Source organism: Bacillus sp. FSL K6-1012, assembly GCF_037964915.1.
Taxonomy (GTDB): Bacteria; Bacillota; Bacilli; order Bacillales; family Bacillaceae; genus Bacillus; species Bacillus halotolerans.
Map to the genome: position 1 here is coordinate 2,988,998 of NZ_CP150175.1, position 18,212 is coordinate 3,007,209.

Consider the following 18,212-nt stretch of genomic DNA (forward strand, 5'->3'; position numbering starts at 1 on the left):
TTGTTCGTTCCAAAAAATCAACACGATTGTATTTCCTTTTTTTCAAGCGGCAGCCTTAAGTTTACAGGCTGCCGGCACTTATCCCTCTGAGTGCTTGACCGGTGTTTCAGCGTTTGAAAACGCGTGAAGCGGAAGCATTTGCACACGCTCTTGAAATACGTTTTGAATCGTCCTTACCATCATATGCTCGGGCTGGTCTGTATAGAGAATCACCTCATCAGGCGCGATGGAGATCAGCGGCGCAAGCAAATGGGAGTCAATGTACATGGGATGATCCCGGACAAATCGCCTGTCTATGTATTTCATTTTTTCCCGTTCCGGCACATAGCGCATCTCCCACAGTGTAAATGAACCATCATGGACAATGTGCACCTTTTTAATTCGCGGCGGTTTAGCCATTACATAATCTCTGAGTGTCTGAATAAAGTTTTGGTACTCCTGCTCCATCCTATATTCGTCTATTGCCGCTTCCACAGTTTCTCTAAGCTGTTCGTAGTACTTTCCGAGGCGAAAGGTTTGAAAGGAACGAATTGAAAATACCCCGTTCTCTAAACAAATCGTTTGGAGCTCATCTAAAATACACTGCTTACGCGGCGGCTTCATCGGTTCAAACGGAAGAACATCAGCTTCTCCTTCTATAATACTGTGTGCGAGCTGAAGGATTTGCTGCTGCTCATCCTGGTCCGTGAAACAATACGTCTCTTCAATCAACGACAGCATATGCTCGTCTTCTTTGCAATCTAAAAAAAACTTGACCAGAATCGGCTCCATAAAACCCTGAATAGAGAAAGCCGGCTCAGCTTTTTCAATCCCGATTTTTCGTATGCCTTCACGGACAATGATGTTTTTCCGATCGTCCGAATGCTGAATGAGATGTAAAAAAGCGGCGGTATCATGGTCATCTTCAAAGATTATTTCAAGCATGTTTGTCCCCCCTTACGGCATCTGTTACAAGTATATGGGGGATGTTTTTAAAATAGACGTAAAGGTCACCGGCAAATCTTAATTTGATTCTTGAAACAAGCTTTGCATTTTCTTTCTGAAGATAAATGGCAGCGTCATAAAAATGATATAAAATCCGAGGACGAGAAAGAAGGCGGGCAAATTGCCCGTAAAAAAGCTTGCTCCCAGCACGTTCAGCGCAACGGTCCCAGGGATGATTCCCGCAGCCGTCGCCGCAAAATATGGGAGCGGCTTGACATTAGAAAGCCCTGCCGCATAGCTGACGAAGTCAAAATTAATCGGAAGAATCCGCAGAAGAAAGATATAGAAAAAACCGTTTTCCTCCATCTGTTTCTGGATGTTTTCCAGCCTTTCATGATGGCTGTTCGTTTTTGCAGCAAACAGGCCCGCTGCAAAAAATGAGACAGCCGAAGCGCACATCGACCCAAATAGTGTGTAGAGCGTGCCGAGAATCGGGCCAAAGGCCAGTCCGCCCGCAATAGAAATAACTGATACCGGAAATAATACAAGCGGCCTGACGATCGATATCCCGATAAAGATAAGCGGCGCAAAGATGCCGAATGATAAAACCCATATCCGGATTTCTTTCGGAGATAGATTTAAATACCTTTTATTTGCCCAAAAAATCAAGCCTGCTCCCGCAAGCACTGCCAGCCATTTAACAGCCGTTTTAAGTTTCATACCCTCAGTTCCTTCCCCTTTGAACCGCAGCGGTTATTAATGGCGGCGGTTTTCTCCGTCAAGACGGATAGGAGCAGCCAGATATAAAATCCGCTCCATTAATCTTGCCGCTTTCACTTCTTCCTTTTCTCCCCTTTGAGAATACGTAAAATGATGTTTCAGCTCATCAGGCGAGAAATTAGAAGAGAAGAAAGTCGGCAGCTGCTGGGACATTCTGTGCTGAAGCACTGTCCCGATAACTTCATCCCTGACCCAGCTCGTCATCGATTCTGCTCCGATGTCGTCGAGCATCAATACAGGCGTGGTTTTTACCATGTTCAGCTTTTCTTCCAACGAATGATCTTGAAGCGAATTTTTCAGCTCTCTGACAAATTCGGGCACATAGACGATCATGGAGGAATACTCTTTTTCCGCCAGCTCATTGGCAATAGCGGCGAGCATAAAGGTTTTTCCTACACCGAACTTGCCGTACAAATATAATCCTTTCCCTTTTCCCGTCTCATTATAGCTTTTCAGAAAATCTGTGACATGCTGGAACATTGCAAGTCTGCTCGGATCATTAATATCAACCTGCTGGAACGTCGCTCCGAGAAGATCCTGCTGAATATACATGCTTTTCATGAGAGACTTCTGTTTTTTCTGCTGATCGAGCTTTCGTTTGACCGGACATTCGTAATACTCGATATCAATAGAGCGGCCGGTCATCACAAGCTTCGGATGGTAGCCCTCCAACAGATTATTGCTGTTTTCGTCTTCTGAACAATAAGAGCAGTGCTTGCTCTGTCCAATATATTCATAAAGCTTATTTAAGCTTCTTTCAATCATTTTTTGATCGATGACGTCTTCATTTTCCTTTAGAAATGCCTGAACGTCTTGATCCTTCATCACTTTTTCCTTCATTTGTTCAAGACGCTTTTGGAAATCCGGTCTGCCGGTTACGCCCTGCAGGGAACGGCTGATTGGTTCCATGTATTACTTCACCCCGCATCTCTGCTCTTAATAGGCAGAGTATTTTTTCAGTTTTTTCATTTCTTCCATCATCTTTTTCTTCTGTTCTTCCAAGTCCTGTTCATGCAGCATTTGCTGTCCGGTTTCAGAATCGGAAGCCGTTTTCTTTTCTTTCATCCAGTCAGGAAGTTTTTCTTCGCGAATCACTTTTTGATTTCGTTTAGAAGATTGGCTCGTTTTCCCTTCAGCCCATTCGAGATACTGGCGGTTTTCTTCTATGGCAAGCTTCATCGCTTCTCTGACCGTTTTGACTTTTTTGCGCGCCCAATGGGAGGCAATTTTTTGTATATAATTTTTCGACAGCTTCATGTCGGTTTTCAGCATGACGTAATAAATCAATACATTTGTGACGCCTGGCTCCAGCTTCTGTTCAAACATAATTTCTTCTATAATTTTTAGATCTGCTTTTGACGGTTCGGTTCCGTCCGCGATATCCTGAAGAAGCTTTTTCGGTGAGATGACCTCCAGCAATGCGATCAGCTCACTATCCAGCGAATCCTCTTCTGCCGCTTTTCCGCCTTCACGCAGATGTACCGGCTGTGTTTTCTCCACTAAGTTCGGCAGCTGTCCGTTCCTCTCGATTTGGTACCAGTCACTTGCTGCTTTTCTTAAAGCTTCGGTGGTAATCACTTCATGCTCATCGATCGCGCTCATGACGACATTTTGCATCTGCAAAGGATCAATGCCGTACAAATAAGAAAGCTTTTTAATCGTTTCCCGCACCTGCTGTGTCATTGCTTTTCTTGGAATCATCGTCTCCGAAAGCCCCGCTAAAAACAAATCAAAATCGAACACATCCTCTGTAACGGTATAGGACGGAGCCTGTCCGACAGTTGTATACTCCCTTCCCGTCGCAAGTCTCACCGTTTCCTCCATATCGGATGTGAGCTTCCATTCACTCGGCTGCAGTGATTCAAACGCATGATTAAACGGCCTTGTAATTTCTTTGGCGTCTTCTGAAATCGCCGGATGCGTAAAAAATTGTTTTAACTGCTGATATTTTGTTTTTCCGACTCTGTTATACAGAAAAACGTTCAGCATGCCGTCTTCGAAAAATTCATTCGGCCGCAGCGGCGCCAGCAGTTCATATATAAAGAGGCGCTCCTGCCGCTCGGATTCTTTCATATATACTTTTAGCAATCCGATGCCCTCGAGCTTTCCCTGTTCCTGATGGATCGTTTTCAAATTGGACTGGGTCATTCCCATCAGCTGTCTATGTGTGGATTCTCCGCCCCACAGACGGTTTTGTTCAAGTTCTCCCCACAATGTCATATAAAGAGAGAATGCAACAGGGCCGATTAAGGGCTGGTACAGTTGTGTAATAATTTGTCTGTCAATATCCTGCAGCATTGATTTGCTTTTCACCACATAAGGGTCTACAGGCAGTACATCTTTCCAGTAGTCAGCCATACATTCTCAAACCTTCCGATTATGTTTCTACCTCTCATTTTACACCGTTTCGAATATCTATCAAATGCCAATTTTGCACATGAGAAAAGAGCTAGAAGAATCCTTTTAGCTCTTTAACGCTCTTTCTTTATTAAATCTTTTAATTCATCGATAAAGACATTAATATCTTTAAACTGCCTATAGACGGACGCGAACCGCACGTATGCGACTTCATCAACCTTAGCCAGGCGATCCATGACCATTTCTCCGACGAACTCGCTTTTCACTTCGGAACAGCCTTGATTGCGCAGTTCTTTTTCAATGTCAAAACACATATCTTCCAGCGTTTTGAGTGAAACAGGCCTTTTTTCACATGCTTTAATAAGGCCGCGCAGCATTTTTTCCCTGCTGAATTCCTCTCGCACGCCTTCTTTTTTGACAACGATGAGCGGGGTTTCCTCCACTTTCTCAAAGGTAGTAAAACGGTAATGGCAGGCTTCGCATTCCCGTCTTCTGCGAATGGATTTTCCGTCATCCACAGGCCGTGAATCGAGGACTCGCGTTCCGTTATGCTGGCATGAAGGACATTTCAATAAAATCAGCTCCCAACTATTTCGTTCCCTGCAATGTATATTCGGCAGCCTCCGGCTATAAGTGATGTGACAGGCATCTGTCGGGAGAGCCGTTGTTTAGGCTGTGTCTAACAGCATCAGGCGGTTTATGACATATCTCTTTCTTATTTTACAAAAAAAACGGAAAAAGAAAAAGCTAGCCGCCCCTGTTTGTTCATAAAAATAAAAGGAGCATAAGCTAAAAAGCGCGTAACGCTTTCTAGCTCCAGCTCCCTTTGTGTTCGTGTTTGCTCTATAGTACTTTCGCTTGCGCCTGTTTAATCTGCACAGGCCCCATTCCTCTTGGTATTTCAATGTTTTCTCTTGTATCAGCATGTAATGCCTCTGCAATGTAGTCAGCAGCGACATTAGGATCTAAGTCTCCACAAGTATAAACATCAATGCTTGCATATCCGTGCTCAGGAAAACTGTGAATCGTTAAATGTGATTCGGAAATAATAACGACTCCGCTTACGCCTTGCGGTGCAAATTTGTGAAATGCAACCTCGCGCACCTCAGCTCCTGATTTTAAAGCAGCATTTACAAACGTTTTTTCAATAAAATCCATGTCATTCAGCTTATCAAAATCGCATCCCCATAGCTCGGAGATAACGTGACGCCCCATTGTTTCCATAGTCATGGACCCCCCTTAACAAGAATTAAAAAGTGAAGTTCCAACAACTGGGTCGGCTATTTACCACGGGGGAAAGTTAGTCCGGAGAGGTCCTAACCCTTTAAGTAATCCCGAAACAGTCTCAAGCAAGAAGTTCACGAAAAATAGTATACTGTGTTTAAGTCTAATTTGCAAGAAGCGTTTTTTCAGAAATATGCTGTTAAGGGTTTTTTCTTAAATTGTGTCCATGACCTTATTCTATACAGCAGATGGATGTTTCATTCGTGCCGCCACATGGCGGATGAGATCAACTACTCTGCATGAGTAGCCCCATTCATTGTCATACCATGCGAGAACCTTTACTTTCCTGTCTTCCATCACCATTGTCGTAAGCCCGTCAATAACCGCTGAATTCGGATTCGTATTATAATCTGTCGACACGAGCGGTTCATCCGAATAATCAAGCACTCCGTACATTGACGTTTTGGCAGCCTGTTTGAATGCTTCGTTTACCTCTTCTGCCGTTACATCCGTTTTCAAGTCGACAACAAGATCAACTAATGAGACGTTCGGTACAGGCACACGCAATGCGAGACCGTGAAGCTTTCCTTTCAGGTGAGGCAGAACAAGCGAAAGCGCCTTTGCCGCTCCTGTTGTCGTCGGAATGATGGATTCACCGCATGCCCGGGCGCGGCGCAAATCTTTGTGCGGATTATCAATATTTTTTTGATCATTCGTATAAGCGTGCACTGTCGTCATTAGACCGCTCTCAATGCCAAATTCATCATCTAGCACTTTCACAACCGGTGCAAGGCAATTTGTCGTGCATGACGCATTTGAAATAATGACGTGGCGTTCAGCATCAAATTGGTCTTCATTAACACCCATCACAATGGTAACGTCTTCATTTTTCCCCGGAGCGGTCAGAATGACTTTTTTCGCGCCCGCTTCAATATGTCCCATCGCTTTTTCTTTTGAATTAAACTTCCCTGTTGCTTCAACGACAATGTCAATATCATATTCCCGCCAAGGCAGCTGTTGCGGATCACGGCTGTTTAACAAGAGTACTTTTTTTCCATTCACAATCAGACTGTCTTCTCCAGCCTCAACCTCTTTGTCGTACCGTCCGTGATTTGTGTCATACTTTATTAAATGAGCCAGCGTTTCAGCCGAATAGCTGGCGTTAATAGCCACTACTTGAATTTGATCGTCTAACATTGCTTTTCTAAAGACCATTCTTCCGATTCTTCCAAACCCGTTTATCGCTACTTTTACCTTCACGTTGGTCACCCCTCATCAATTATGTCATTCTAAATTGTTGTCATCTGAAATTAGTATAACACATTAAAAAGAATTCGTCAGTACATATTGATAAAAATCAACGATTATAACGCTAATTTATGATGTATCATACGTTTTCTTGCACACAATATGAGGATAAAGAATCAAAAAAGCAGCCAGCGCTGCGCACTGCCTGCTTTATTTTCTTATGATTCCTGTTTCAATTTATCATTGAGCACACTTTCTTCTAATACAGAGAAAGTATCGCCGTATACCTTGTTTATATGATTTGCTCCCCAATCGCAGAGCATATCTAAAATGCCTTCTAAGCTGCGGCCGTATTCACTCAGTTCGTATTCCACTTTAGGAGGAACCTGATTGTACACGATACGGTTAATGACACCGTCAGCTTCCAGCTCACGCAGCTGCTGGGTCAGCATTTTTTGAGTGATATTCGGCATTAAACGCTTTAACTCACTTGTTCGTTTTTTTCCGTGTGTCAGGTGGCATAAAATCACGCATTTCCATTTCCCGCCTATTACTTCAAGAGTCGCTTCAACTGAAATGTTATATTTTTTCTTCTCCATGCGGTTCACTCTCCTTACAGGCACCAAAAAGTGACTATAGCACTTAAAAGTACGTACTTTTCTTTTTTGATGATATCTTTCATAATCACATTTGCCGGCTGAATTGAATCTGCTCTTTTATTTATATAGCTTGTTCGGCAGAATTTCAATCATACAACACATAACAGAAAAGGAGGAACTTGAATGACTTCAGCCAATAAAAGCAGCATTCCTGCACTTCTGGCTCTCGCCATTAGTGCATTCGCGATAGGGACAACTGAATTTATCAGCGTCGGCCTTTTGCCGTTAATATCTGATGATTTACACATTCCTGTAACAACAGCAGGATTGACCGTTTCGCTATACGCACTGGGTGTTACGTTCGGCGCGCCTATTTTAACGTCATTAACCTCAAGCATGTCACGAAAGACGCTATTGCTTTGGATCATGATCATTTTTATCGCCGGGAATACGATGGCCGCGTCAGCCTCAAGCATCGGGATTCTTTTAGCAGCACGTGTGATATCCGCTTTTTCACACGGTGTGTTTATGTCGATCGGCTCGACGATCGCAGCTGATCTTGTCCCTGAAAATAAAAGGGCGAGTGCGATTTCCATTATGTTTACAGGACTCACCGTCGCAACAGTAACCGGAGTTCCTTTCGGCACGTTTATCGGCCAGCAGCTCGGCTGGCGGTTTGCCTTTATGGTTATTATCGCCGTCGGCATTATCGCTGTCATTGCAAATGGCATTCTTGTCCCTTCCAATTTACGAAAAGGGACGAAAACAACGATGCGGGATCAATTGAAGCTTGTGACAAACGGCCGTTTACTGCTTTTATTTGTCATAACAGCTTTAGGATACGGAGGAACATTTGTTGTGTTCACTTACCTGTCTCCCCTGCTTCAGGAAGTGACGGGCTTTAAGGCCGGCACTGTAGCCATTATCCTGCTCGTATACGGAATTGCCATTGCTATCGGAAATATGATTGGCGGAAAACTGTCCAATCGAAATCCGATCGCCGCGCTGTTTTATATGTTTATCGTACAGGCGCTCGTCCTGTTTACGTTAACATTTACGGCTCCTTATAAAATTGCTGGCCTCATTACGATTCTCTTTATGGGCTTGCTGGCCTTTATGAATGTGCCAGGCCTGCAAGTATATGTCGTCATGCTGGCTGAACGTTTTGTACCGAGCGCAGTAGATGTAGCATCCGCGATTAATATTGCAGCATTTAACGCAGGAATTGCCCTAGGATCTTTTTTGGGCGGCGTGATTACCGATTCCATCGGGCTGATTCATACCGCGTGGATTGGAGCTTTAATGGTAGCAGGAGCCGTCATCTTAACAGGCTGGAGCCGTCTTCTGGAAAAACAGGATCGGCAGGCAGCCTAACATTTCAATAAGGAGGAAACAAATATGACCACACATTTACAAGCAGCAGCAACACTTCATAACGGGGTGAAAATGCCGTGGTTCGGCCTCGGTGTATTCCAAGTGGAAGAAGGATCGGAACTCGTCAATGCTGTGAAAACCGCCATTGTTCACGGTTACCGCAGTATTGATACGGCCGCTATCTACGGAAATGAAGCGGGAGTCGGGGAAGGCTTGCGGCAAGGAATTGAAGAAGCCGGCATCTCCAGAGAGGATCTATTTGTCACATCAAAAGTGTGGAATGCGGATTTAGGGTATGAGGAAACATTGGCGGCATTTGAAACAAGCCTGTCAAAACTCGGTTTGGAATATTTAGATCTATACCTCATTCACTGGCCTGTGGAAGGCAAATATAAAGAAGCTTGGAGAGCACTTGAAACATTGTATAAAGAAGGCCGTGTCAAAGCGATCGGTGTGAGCAATTTCCAAATCCACCACCTGGAGGATCTGCTGAAGGGTGCTGAAATGAAGCCTATGATCAACCAAGTGGAATTCCACCCGCGCCTCACGCAAAAAGAGCTGATGGCTTATTGCAAGAAGCAAGGCATTCAAATGGAAGCATGGTCACCTTTAATGCAGGGACAATTGCTTGATCATCCCGAACTGACAGACATTGCAAAATCATATAACAAATCAGTCGCGCAAATCATTTTACGCTGGGATTTACAGCACGGTGTCATCACCATTCCTAAATCAACAAAGGAACATCGAATTAAAGCGAACGCGAACATATTTAATTTTGAATTATCACAGGATGACATGAACCGAATTGATGCGTTAAATGAAAATCTGCGCGTCGGTCCTGATCCGGACAATTTTGATTTTTAATCACAAAAACACCGTTCATAATGAACGGTGTTTTGTTATGCCCAGCAGCTGAGAATTTCCTCAAGCTGCTGTTTTGTCTCTTCGAGTGTGCCGCTATTGTCTATTACGTTATCCGCTCTTGACACTTTTTCCTCTAATGGAATTTGGGAGCGGATCCGGCTAAGCGCTTCTTCCTCCGTTAATTGGTTGCGCTTGGTCAGGCGTTCAAGCTGAAGCTCTTTTGTCACACTGACCACAATAATTTTATCCACTAAAGACTCCAATTTGCTTTCGAACAAAAGCGGGATATCTAATACTACAAATGTCTCCTGATTTGCAATGGACTCATCACGCCGCTTGAGCATTTCCTCTCTGACCGCAGGATGAACAATTGAATTCAAAGCAAGACGCTTCTGTTCATTTGTAAAGACCAGCGCCCCAAGCTTTCTTCTGTCTATATCACCATTTTCGAGCAGAATGTCTTCACCAAATTCGTCAATGATCTGCCGGTAGGCCGGCATCCCTTTTTCTACCGCTTGTTTTGCAATGATATCCGCATCTATGACAGTGATTCCTTTATCTATCAGCATATTGGCAACCGTACTTTTGCCGCTTGCTATTCCTCCCGTTAAACCAATGACTAAGGTCAAGAGATCCACTCCTTTTTACAATTTCCAGAGCCCGATCGTGATCAGCAGAAGCCCCGGCAAAAACGCCATTTTATCGATCCATCTCCATTTAGACAGAATATGGCCGGCATTGATGCCGACTGACACAAACAGCGAACTCATAATCGCGACGGTTATGCTCATCGCAATGGGAGAAAAACCGAGAATGGCTGCTCCCATACCTGCTCCGAAGGCATCAATCGACAGGGCAAATCCCAATAACACCGCTTCAATCCCATTAATCACACCAGATTTGTCGATATCCGCACTCATCGGTTTTCTCAAAATGTGGATCACAATGCCCAATGACCGAACCTCTAAATTAAGCAGCGTTTTTTCATGCAATAAGTAGTCTTTGTCTTTTGCCGGCCTGAAAAATTGATATAAAACCCACACGCCGATTCCAACCAATATTAACCCGCCGAGCTTCTCAGTCACATACACGGGAAAAAACTTGGTGAGAAAGCTTCCGATCAGCATGGATATAAACATAACAGTGCCGGAACAGAAGGCAATGACAATTATGGCTTTTAGCGGTATCTTCATTTTACGCAATCCATACGTAAATCCGACTGAAAAACTGTCCAAGCTGACAGCTAACGCCAGCAGCAGTATAGAAACCATTTGCATATCCGTTTCTTCCTTTCTGTTGGTGCTCTTGTATCAGATGTTAAATGCCCGGAGATTCATCACAATCATGTATATGGAAAAGTGAAAAATCCGTGTTTCCGAAAAACGGCACTTCCTCTATTACAGAGTTACTGATATATGCACCGACAGCTTGGACGATGAAGCATTCCTCTATTTTTTCTGGCACTTGGCGCAAAAATGTGTGCCTCTGCCTCCGACGACAATTTTGGTAATCATGGTGCCGCAATTTTTGCAGGGCTCATCTTTTTTCCCGTACACAAAATGCTGCAGCTGAAACATTCCGATTTCTCCTTGGGAATTGATATACGACCGGACAGTGCTTCCACCGGCATCAATCGCTTCCTGAAGGGTATTTTTAATTTCAGCATGAAGTTTTTTGATTTTTTTATCTGACAGCTGGTTTGCCTTTGTCTCGGGATGGACGCCCGCTCTGAACAGAGCCTCGTCCACATAAATGTTCCCAAGTCCGACGACCGTTTTCTGATCCAGAAGAGCGGTTTTGACAGCTCGGTTTGTTTTCGCGAGCCGTGCTTTCAAATACGCACTCGTAAATTCTTCTGCATCCGGTTCGGGTCCGAGCTGAGAAAGCGGCAGCTCTCCTGCTTCCTCTCCCGGTTTAAATAAATGCATGGTTCCGAATTTCCGAACGTCCCTGTAACGCAGCTGGGTTCCGTCCGTCATCGTAAATATGACATGCACGTGTTTATCGTCCGGCTCCTCCTCTTGGTGAAGCCCGTACTTTCCTTCCATACGAAGGTGGGAGACCATGACATAATGATCCAAGTTAAACAGTAAAAACTTTCCCCGTCTTCCGATGGACTGGATGGTTTCTCCTGCTAAGTTTCGCGCAAATTCCTCCGGTTCGGCAGGCCGTTTGATGATATTCGGCCATCTGATCTCTACCGATTTGATTGTTTTTCCTCTTACAAGCCCGGTCAGAGTGCGCCGGACGGTTTCAACCTCTGGTAATTCCGGCACATCTATCACTTCCTTTATCTCTGTTTATTTCGCATCGTACCAGGATGGGCCTGAAGCAAAGTCCACCTTTAACGGCACATCTAATGCAAGCGCATGCTCCATCACTTCTGGAACAAGCTTTTCAAGTATTTCAATTTCTTCCTTCGGCGCTTCAAAAATCAATTCATCGTGCACTTGAAGCAGCAATCTAGTCTTCAGCTGCTTTTCTTTCAGCTTGGCTGCCATATCAATCATGGCTTTTTTAATAATATCCGCGGCACTTCCTTGAATCGGCGTATTCATTGCCGTCCGCTCCGCAAAGCTGCGGATATTAAAGTTTCGGCTCGTCAATTCAGGGATGTAGCGGCGGCGATGCAGCAGCGTGGTTACGTAGCCTTTTTGCTTCGCGTCCTGCACCGAGTCCTCCATATACGCTTTGACGCCCTGGAAACTTTCCAAATATTGGTCGATGAATGCCCCGGCTTCTTTCCGCGTAATGCCGAGATTCTGTGAAAGCCCGTAATCACTGATGCCGTATACGATTCCGAAGTTGACCGCTTTCGCCTGGCGTCTCATCGCCGATGTCACTTCATCCTCAGCGACATGGAACACATCCATTGCTGTTTTTGTATGAATATCCATGTCGTTTGTAAAGGCTTCGATCAAATTTTCATCCTTTGAAATGTGGGCAAGCACCCGCAGCTCGATTTGCGAGTAATCAGCCGCAAAAATGAGCCAGTCTTTTTCAGACGGAACAAAGGCCTGGCGGATCTTGCGCCCTTCCTCAAGCCTGATCGGTATGTTTTGCAGGTTCGGATCGGTCGAGCTGAGGCGCCCTGTTTGCGTTAAGGCTTGGTTAAAGCGCGTATGCACCTTGTGTGTATCTTTTCTTGTCACCTTTAAAAGCCCTTCGATGTATGTCGATTGCAGCTTGCCGATTTGTCTGTACTGCAAAATATAGTCAACAATATCATGTTTGTCAGCCAGCTTTTCAAGCACATCAGCAGACGTTGAATAGCCTGTTTTCGTTTTCTTCACAACTGGCAGGCCGATCTTTTCAAACAGGATGACGCCGAGCTGTTTAGGAGAATTGATATTAAACGACTCTCCCGCAATATCATGAATTTTTTCTTCATATTCCTTCAGCTTGGCGCTCAGTTCTTCTCCCATTCGTTTTAAGCGGTCAACATCAACCTTTACGCCTGTTGACTCCATTTCTCCGAGAATAAGCGCCAGCGGCATTTCCAGCTCCTCAAACAATTCAAGCTGATCGTTGTTCTCCAGCTCCTGAACGAGCTTTTCCCGGAGGCTTTGAATGGCTAAAGCCTTTCTGACGAGATGCTCAGACAGTTCGCCTTCTGCCGGCACTGCGCGTTTTGCTCCCTTGCCGTAAACTGATTCATCGCTTGAAACGATATGCAAGCCGTAATCCTTAGCCACACTGGCAACGTCGTCATACGAATTGCCCGGATTAATGATATAAGCGGCAAGAAGCGTATCAAACTCCGCACCTTTCAGCTCAATGCCCTGCCAGCGCAAAGCCACGACAGCCCGCTTGCTGTCAAAGACCCATTTTTTCTGATCGTCATTTTCCACCCATTCTTTAAACACAGCAGACTCGACAGCAGCGTCTTTTGGAATAAAGTAGGATCCCGTTTCGTTAACTATCGAAAAACCGAGAACCGGCACTTCATGATAATTATCGCCAATCTGTTCAACGACAAATGCAGATGGAGAAACCAATATATCGCTAGTCACGTCGGTGACTGTTTTGACATCAATTTCTTCTAACGACTGATCCTGCTCCGCCTCTACACCGTCTTCCCCGAGCCGTTCAAGAAGCGTATTGAACCCAAGGTCCTTAAAGATGGCAATGACCTGTTCACGATTAAAGCCTTGATATTCCAGACCCGAAACGGACACATCAATCGGCGCATCGGTCATAATCGTCGCCAATTCCTTGCTCATCAAGGCCTGATCCTTAAATTCTTCCAGCTTTTCCTTGAGTTTTTTTCCGCTTACCTCATCAATTGATTCGAGCAGCTTTTCAACAGAATGGAATTGTTTTAACAGCTTAATCGCGGTTTTTTCCCCGACACCAGGCACACCCGGGATGTTGTCAGAAGAATCCCCCATTAAACCCTTCATATCAATAATTTGGTCGGGCGTGAGTCCGTATTTCTCCTGGACGTGCTCTGGTGTGTAAAACTCAACATCGGTAATTCCTTTTCTCGTAATGGCAACCGTCGTCTGATCTGTTGCAAGCTGTGTTAAATCCTTATCGCCCGAGAAAACCTTTACCTCAAAGCCGTCTTTTTCAGCCGATTTGGCGAGTGTGCCGATAATGTCGTCAGCTTCGTATTGTTCCAGTTCGTAGCGGCTGATTTGATAGGCATCAAGCAGCTCGCGGATAAACGGCATTTGTTCTGAAAGCTCAGGCGGGGTTTTCTGCCTTCCGCCTTTATACTCTTTAAATGTGCCGTGACGAAACGTCGTTTTCCCGGCATCAAACGCAACCAGCATATGCGTCGGCTTTTCATCCTCAAGCATTTTCATCAAAATCATCGCAAAACCGTAAACCGCATTTGTATGAATTCCTTTATCATTGCTTAACAGCGGCAATGCGAAAAACGCCCGGTAAGCCAGACTGTTTCCGTCTACAAGCACTAATTTTTTTCGTTCCGTCATTCAATATCCTCCTAAGAAGCAGCAGCTTCCATTCATCTCATAATAATAGTCTTTAGCTTCTCTTATTTTAACAAAGTTCAATTTGAAAGGAAAATACGCGAACCGATGAGAACACACAAAAAAGGACGGGAACACAAAAAGGTTCCCGCCGTCAAAATTGGCTCCTTGGATGAAGGGGTTCTACTACATCCTACCAGCATAGGTTTAACAGTGCATGAAGATATTGTTAAAGCTTTGTAAACATTAAACAGGCTTTTCAGCAGCCCGCTTCAGCGTCACTGTAAACACAGTGCCTCTGCCCGGCTCGCTTGTCACATCGATTTTGCCTTCATGAGCCTCTATTAAATGCTTTACAATCGCAAGACCGAGACCGGTCCCGCCTGAGTTTCTGCTTCTGTCTTTATCAACGCGGTAAAACCGTTCAAAGATGCGGGGAATTTCTTCTTTCTGGATGCCAATCCCGGTATCGGAAACTTCAATTTGAATCTCTGTTTCTCCCGGTTTGACATTGATAGCTACCGAACCCTTCTCCGGTGTATAGGTTAATGCATTGTTTACGAGATTCAAAAACACCTGTTTCAGCCGGTGCGGGTCGCCCGCTACATAGAGAGGGTCTTTCGGAACGTTCAGCTGTAAAGAGATACCTCTCTCCGTCGCTTTATGCTTAAGCAGCGTTTCAATATCAGCCAGCATTTTCGCTGCATCGAACGTTTCGATGCTGAGCGTAAAGTTTTGCTGCTCAATCTTAGAAAGATCAAGCAAATCCTGCACCAATGACTGAAGCCTTTTGCTTTCCTTTAAAATAATCGAGAGAAATTCTGAAAGCGCCTCTTTGTCCTCCATTGCCCCGTCTAATAGCGTTTCCGTAAACCCTTTGATCGATGTAATCGGCGTTTTCAGCTCGTGGGAAACATTGGCCACAAAATCTTTTCTCATCTGCTCTAATTTTTTCGTTTCTGTCATGTCATGAAAAACGAGCACAATCCCTTTCCATTCATCATCCGGCCCCATAATAGGAACGCCGTCCACTTCAAAATAACGCCTTTCAATTTTGATTGGAAGCCTTAATAGCTTGCATTTCTTCGTCTCAGTCATAAAAATCTCTTCGACAAGCTGGATCACTTCTTCATGTTCAAATGCATCATGGTAAAGACGGCGCAGCATCTGATTCGGATTGACATGAAACTGCTTCGCGTAAGACCTGTTGACGAGATTGATAAAACCTCTTCCATCAATCATAATCAGCCCGGAACCGATGTTTTCAATGACAGTCAGCAGGCGGTCGCGCTGCATTTCCTGCGTCCTCGTCATTTCCATCAGATCAACGGCAAGGCTGTTCATGGCCCGGCCAAGCTTGTCAGAACGCCTGATATAACCGCCGTATGTACGGGCATCGTAATTCCCCTTTGACAGCTCTGTTGCCATGTTTGTGGCTGCTTCAATAGATCTTTTGTAGCGAGAGGTCATATTAGAATAAAAGAAAACAATAATAATAAAAGCGGTACAAAGACTGGCCGTCAGCATGCCCCACATCTCGCCATTCAGACCCGAGCTTTCTTCACGGGAAGTAAGCAGCACATACCCTGTTTTTTCGCCTTTGCTCCTAAGCGAAAGCCCATAGTAAAGCATGTTCTCCTCTTTCGCGAGAACTCCCTCATGACCGGAGACAAGCGCCTGAATCTGTGAAGAATCCGCCGCGCTGCCGTCAGACCCGTACAGCACCTTTCCTTCTGTATCGATCACGGACGCTTCTACATCAAGCGCACTGCCTGCATCTTTAATGACTTTCTCATTTGCCTGGTCATTCAGATTGCCGGCATCAAGCAGCGAAGCCATGTATTTGGCTTCCTTTTCAATGTGTTCCTCCGATTTTTTTTGATCAGAAGATTCAAAGAGCTGCTGTAAAAACAGCCCGAGTACACTAAACACCACAATCATACAGACAACAAGCACAGAAAAAAGGCGCACACGATATTTAATCATTCATTTTTGGCTCCTCCAATTTATACCCCAATCCCCTAATGGTTTTAATATAGATCGGTTTTTTTGTATTCGTTTCAATTTTGTCTCGAAGATGACTGATATGCACATCAACAATTCTCGTATCTCCGGCAAAATCGTAGTTCCAGACAGCACTTAAAAGCAAATCTCTCGTCAGCACTCTGCCTTTATGTCTGCCTAAATACAAAAGCAGCTCAAATTCTTTCGGTGTCAGCTCAAGCTGATTTTCTTTAAAATAAGCTTCATAATGATCGGGCAGAATCTTCAAATCGCCGATAACAATTTGTCCTTCTGTTTCCTCGTTTTTCATATCATTAGAGGGCGCAGCCATTTCAGAACGCCTTAAAATAGCTTTTACTCTTGCATTGACTTCTCGAGGGCTGAACGGCTTGGTCATATAATCATCAGCACCAAGCTCAAGCCCTAATACTTTGTCAAATTCTTCATCCTTCGCTGTCAGCATCAAAATAGGAAACATGAGTTTTTGCTGTCTCAGCTGCTTGCATACTTCAATTCCATCCAGCTTTGGAAGCATCACATCAAGCACAATTAAATCAGGATTTTCTGTTTCCGCCCTTTTGAGTGCTTCTTCTCCATCCGAAGCAGTAATAACCTCATAGCCTGATCGCTCCAAATTGTACTGCAAAAGTGTAACGATAGATTCTTCATCATCCACAACTAAAATTTTCTTGTTCATGCTGTGCCTCCAGTATCTTAATTCCCCGACATCCTATTTCTCTATTTTATGTCATCTTACCATGTTTCATGATTTTATTTTAACGAAAGCCAGACATTCCGACAATTCGCCTTTTACATCATTTTAAAAGAAAAATACAAGAGGCAGCTGAGGAATATGAGGAAGCGCTTTCATTTTGTAATAAAAAGAGAAAGGCTTCGATTAAACCAGCCTTTCTCTTTTTATTTTAGGATAATACTTTCATCACATTTTTGACAGATTCAACTGATTTATTCAGCTGTTCTTTCTCGTATTCTGTCAATTCAAGCTCAATGATTTGTTCAAGCCCGTTTCCGCCGACAATTGTAGGAACACCAAGGTAGATGCCTTCATAGCCGTATTCTCCTTCAAGATAAGCAATTGTAGGAAGGACGCGGCGCTGATCTTTTAAGATTGCTTCGATCATTTCTGTCAGTGAAGCCGCAGGCGCATAATACGCGCTTCCGTTTCCTAAGAGATTCACGATCTCGCCGCCGCCTTTTCTTGTGCGCTCCACAATCGCGTCAATCCGGTCTTTTGGAATGAGGGTTTCAAGCGGGATACCGCCAGCATAAGAATAACGTACAAGCGGCACCATATCGTCACCGTGTCCGCCGAGAACAAAACCAGTCACATCTTTCACTGACAAGTTTAATTCCTCCGCCACAAACGTTCTGAATCTTGCCGTATCAAGCACACCTGATTGGCCGATCACGCGCTCTTTCGGGAAGCCAGATTCTTTATATACTGCGTATGTCATTGCATCAACAGGGTTTGTCAAAACCACAATGATAGAGTCAGGAGAATATTTCACGATTTCTCGTGTGACGCTTCTCATAATTTTTTCGTTTGTAGAGACTAGATCATCCCTGCTCATACCAGGTTTTCTTGCAATACCGGCTGTAATGACAACAATGTCAGAACCAGCCGTATCCTCATAATTAGATGTACCCGTAATTTTCGCGTCAAAGCCTTGAACCGGGCTGGCTTCCAGCATATCAAGGGCTTTTCCTTTCGTCGGGTTCTCCAATTGCGGGATATCAACGAGAACAACGTCCGCCAGCTCTTTTTGAGCGGTTAAGAAAGCTGTTGTCGCTCCGGTAAAACCTGCTCCGATAACAGAAACTTTTTTACGAGTATTTCCCATGTCTCTCTTCTCCTTTATGGCTAATTTTAGGC

16 protein-coding genes and 1 pseudogene are annotated in these 18,212 nt (G+C 44.5%); 2 read left to right on the forward strand and 15 right to left on the reverse strand.

What is annotated here, in order from left to right:
* Positions 1–78: 78 nt before the first annotated feature.
* From ytxC to NSS75_RS15625, 8 genes are all read right to left on the reverse strand, one after another.
* Positions 79–924: a putative sporulation protein YtxC gene (ytxC, locus tag NSS75_RS15590; protein ID WP_103671708.1), complete on the reverse strand. Its 846-nt coding sequence runs from the start codon at positions 922–924 to the stop codon at positions 79–81.
* A 78-nt stretch (positions 925–1,002) separates the two neighbouring features.
* Entirely contained in the window at positions 1,003–1,644 is a 642-nt protein-coding gene (locus NSS75_RS15595) for a TVP38/TMEM64 family protein (RefSeq protein WP_103671707.1), read from the reverse strand.
* Positions 1,645–1,680: 36 nt separating this feature from the next.
* Positions 1,681–2,613, reverse strand: a complete 933-nt coding sequence (gene dnaI, locus NSS75_RS15600) for a primosomal protein DnaI (protein WP_024122442.1) — start codon at positions 2,611–2,613, stop codon at positions 1,681–1,683.
* A 27-nt stretch (positions 2,614–2,640) separates the two neighbouring features.
* Positions 2,641–4,062, reverse strand: coding sequence for a replication initiation membrane attachment protein DnaB (gene dnaB, locus NSS75_RS15605; RefSeq protein WP_339233753.1), 1,422 nt, complete (start codon positions 4,060–4,062; stop codon positions 2,641–2,643).
* A gap of 113 nt (positions 4,063–4,175) precedes the next feature.
* Positions 4,176–4,634: a transcriptional regulator NrdR gene (nrdR, locus tag NSS75_RS15610; RefSeq protein ID WP_010335260.1), complete on the reverse strand. Its 459-nt coding sequence runs from the start codon at positions 4,632–4,634 to the stop codon at positions 4,176–4,178.
* Between the two features lie 271 nt (positions 4,635–4,905).
* Positions 4,906–5,286: an adenosylmethionine decarboxylase gene (gene speD, locus NSS75_RS15615; protein WP_003223584.1), complete on the reverse strand. Its 381-nt coding sequence runs from the start codon at positions 5,284–5,286 to the stop codon at positions 4,906–4,908.
* A 237-nt stretch (positions 5,287–5,523) separates the two neighbouring features.
* Complete coding sequence (locus NSS75_RS15620) at positions 5,524–6,546, reverse strand: glyceraldehyde-3-phosphate dehydrogenase (protein ID WP_024122444.1); 1,023 nt, start codon at positions 6,544–6,546, stop codon at positions 5,524–5,526.
* 206 nt (positions 6,547–6,752) lie between these two features.
* Entirely contained in the window at positions 6,753–7,133 is a 381-nt protein-coding gene (locus NSS75_RS15625; protein WP_024122445.1) for a winged helix-turn-helix transcriptional regulator, read from the reverse strand.
* Positions 7,134–7,316: 183 nt separating this feature from the next.
* Between NSS75_RS15625 and NSS75_RS15630 the strand changes: the two genes are divergently transcribed.
* Positions 7,317–8,507 carry an MFS transporter gene (locus tag NSS75_RS15630; protein WP_044153909.1) on the forward strand — a complete coding sequence of 397 codons (1,191 nt, stop codon included), beginning with the start codon at positions 7,317–7,319 and terminating at the stop codon, positions 8,505–8,507.
* A 24-nt stretch (positions 8,508–8,531) separates the two neighbouring features.
* Entirely contained in the window at positions 8,532–9,374 is an 843-nt protein-coding gene (locus NSS75_RS15635; RefSeq protein WP_339233760.1) for an aldo/keto reductase, read from the forward strand.
* A gap of 35 nt (positions 9,375–9,409) precedes the next feature.
* On the opposite strand, the gene coaE is transcribed toward NSS75_RS15635, so the two are convergent.
* The 7 genes and pseudogenes from coaE to mdh all read right to left on the reverse strand — a co-directional run bounded on the left by coaE (position 9,410) and on the right by mdh (position 18,180).
* The gene (gene coaE, locus NSS75_RS15640) at positions 9,410–10,003 is read right to left on the reverse strand and encodes a dephospho-CoA kinase (RefSeq protein ID WP_095714231.1); all 594 of its coding nucleotides are present in this window, start codon (positions 10,001–10,003) and stop codon (positions 9,410–9,412) included.
* A gap of 15 nt (positions 10,004–10,018) precedes the next feature.
* Positions 10,019–10,669 (reverse strand): annotated as a pseudogene (gene ytaF, locus NSS75_RS15645) (sporulation membrane protein YtaF); the annotation flags it as partial.
* Between the two features lie 153 nt (positions 10,670–10,822).
* On the reverse strand, positions 10,823–11,650 hold the full coding sequence (mutM, locus tag NSS75_RS15650; protein ID WP_024122451.1) for a DNA-formamidopyrimidine glycosylase: 828 nt from the start codon (positions 11,648–11,650) through the stop codon (positions 10,823–10,825).
* Positions 11,651–11,674: 24 nt separating this feature from the next.
* Positions 11,675–14,317, reverse strand: coding sequence for a DNA polymerase I (gene polA, locus NSS75_RS15655; RefSeq protein WP_339233764.1), 2,643 nt, complete (start codon positions 14,315–14,317; stop codon positions 11,675–11,677).
* A 243-nt stretch (positions 14,318–14,560) separates the two neighbouring features.
* On the reverse strand, positions 14,561–16,300 hold the full coding sequence (locus tag NSS75_RS15660) for an ATP-binding protein (RefSeq protein ID WP_103671701.1): 1,740 nt from the start codon (positions 16,298–16,300) through the stop codon (positions 14,561–14,563).
* On the reverse strand, positions 16,293–17,015 hold the full coding sequence (phoP, locus tag NSS75_RS15665) for a two-component system response regulator PhoP (RefSeq protein ID WP_010335269.1): 723 nt from the start codon (positions 17,013–17,015) through the stop codon (positions 16,293–16,295). The genes NSS75_RS15660 and phoP overlap by 8 nt, the downstream gene beginning before the upstream one ends.
* A 226-nt stretch (positions 17,016–17,241) precedes the next feature.
* Entirely contained in the window at positions 17,242–18,180 is a 939-nt protein-coding gene (gene mdh, locus NSS75_RS15670; RefSeq protein WP_010335270.1) for a malate dehydrogenase, read from the reverse strand.
* Positions 18,181–18,212 lie beyond the last annotated feature (32 nt).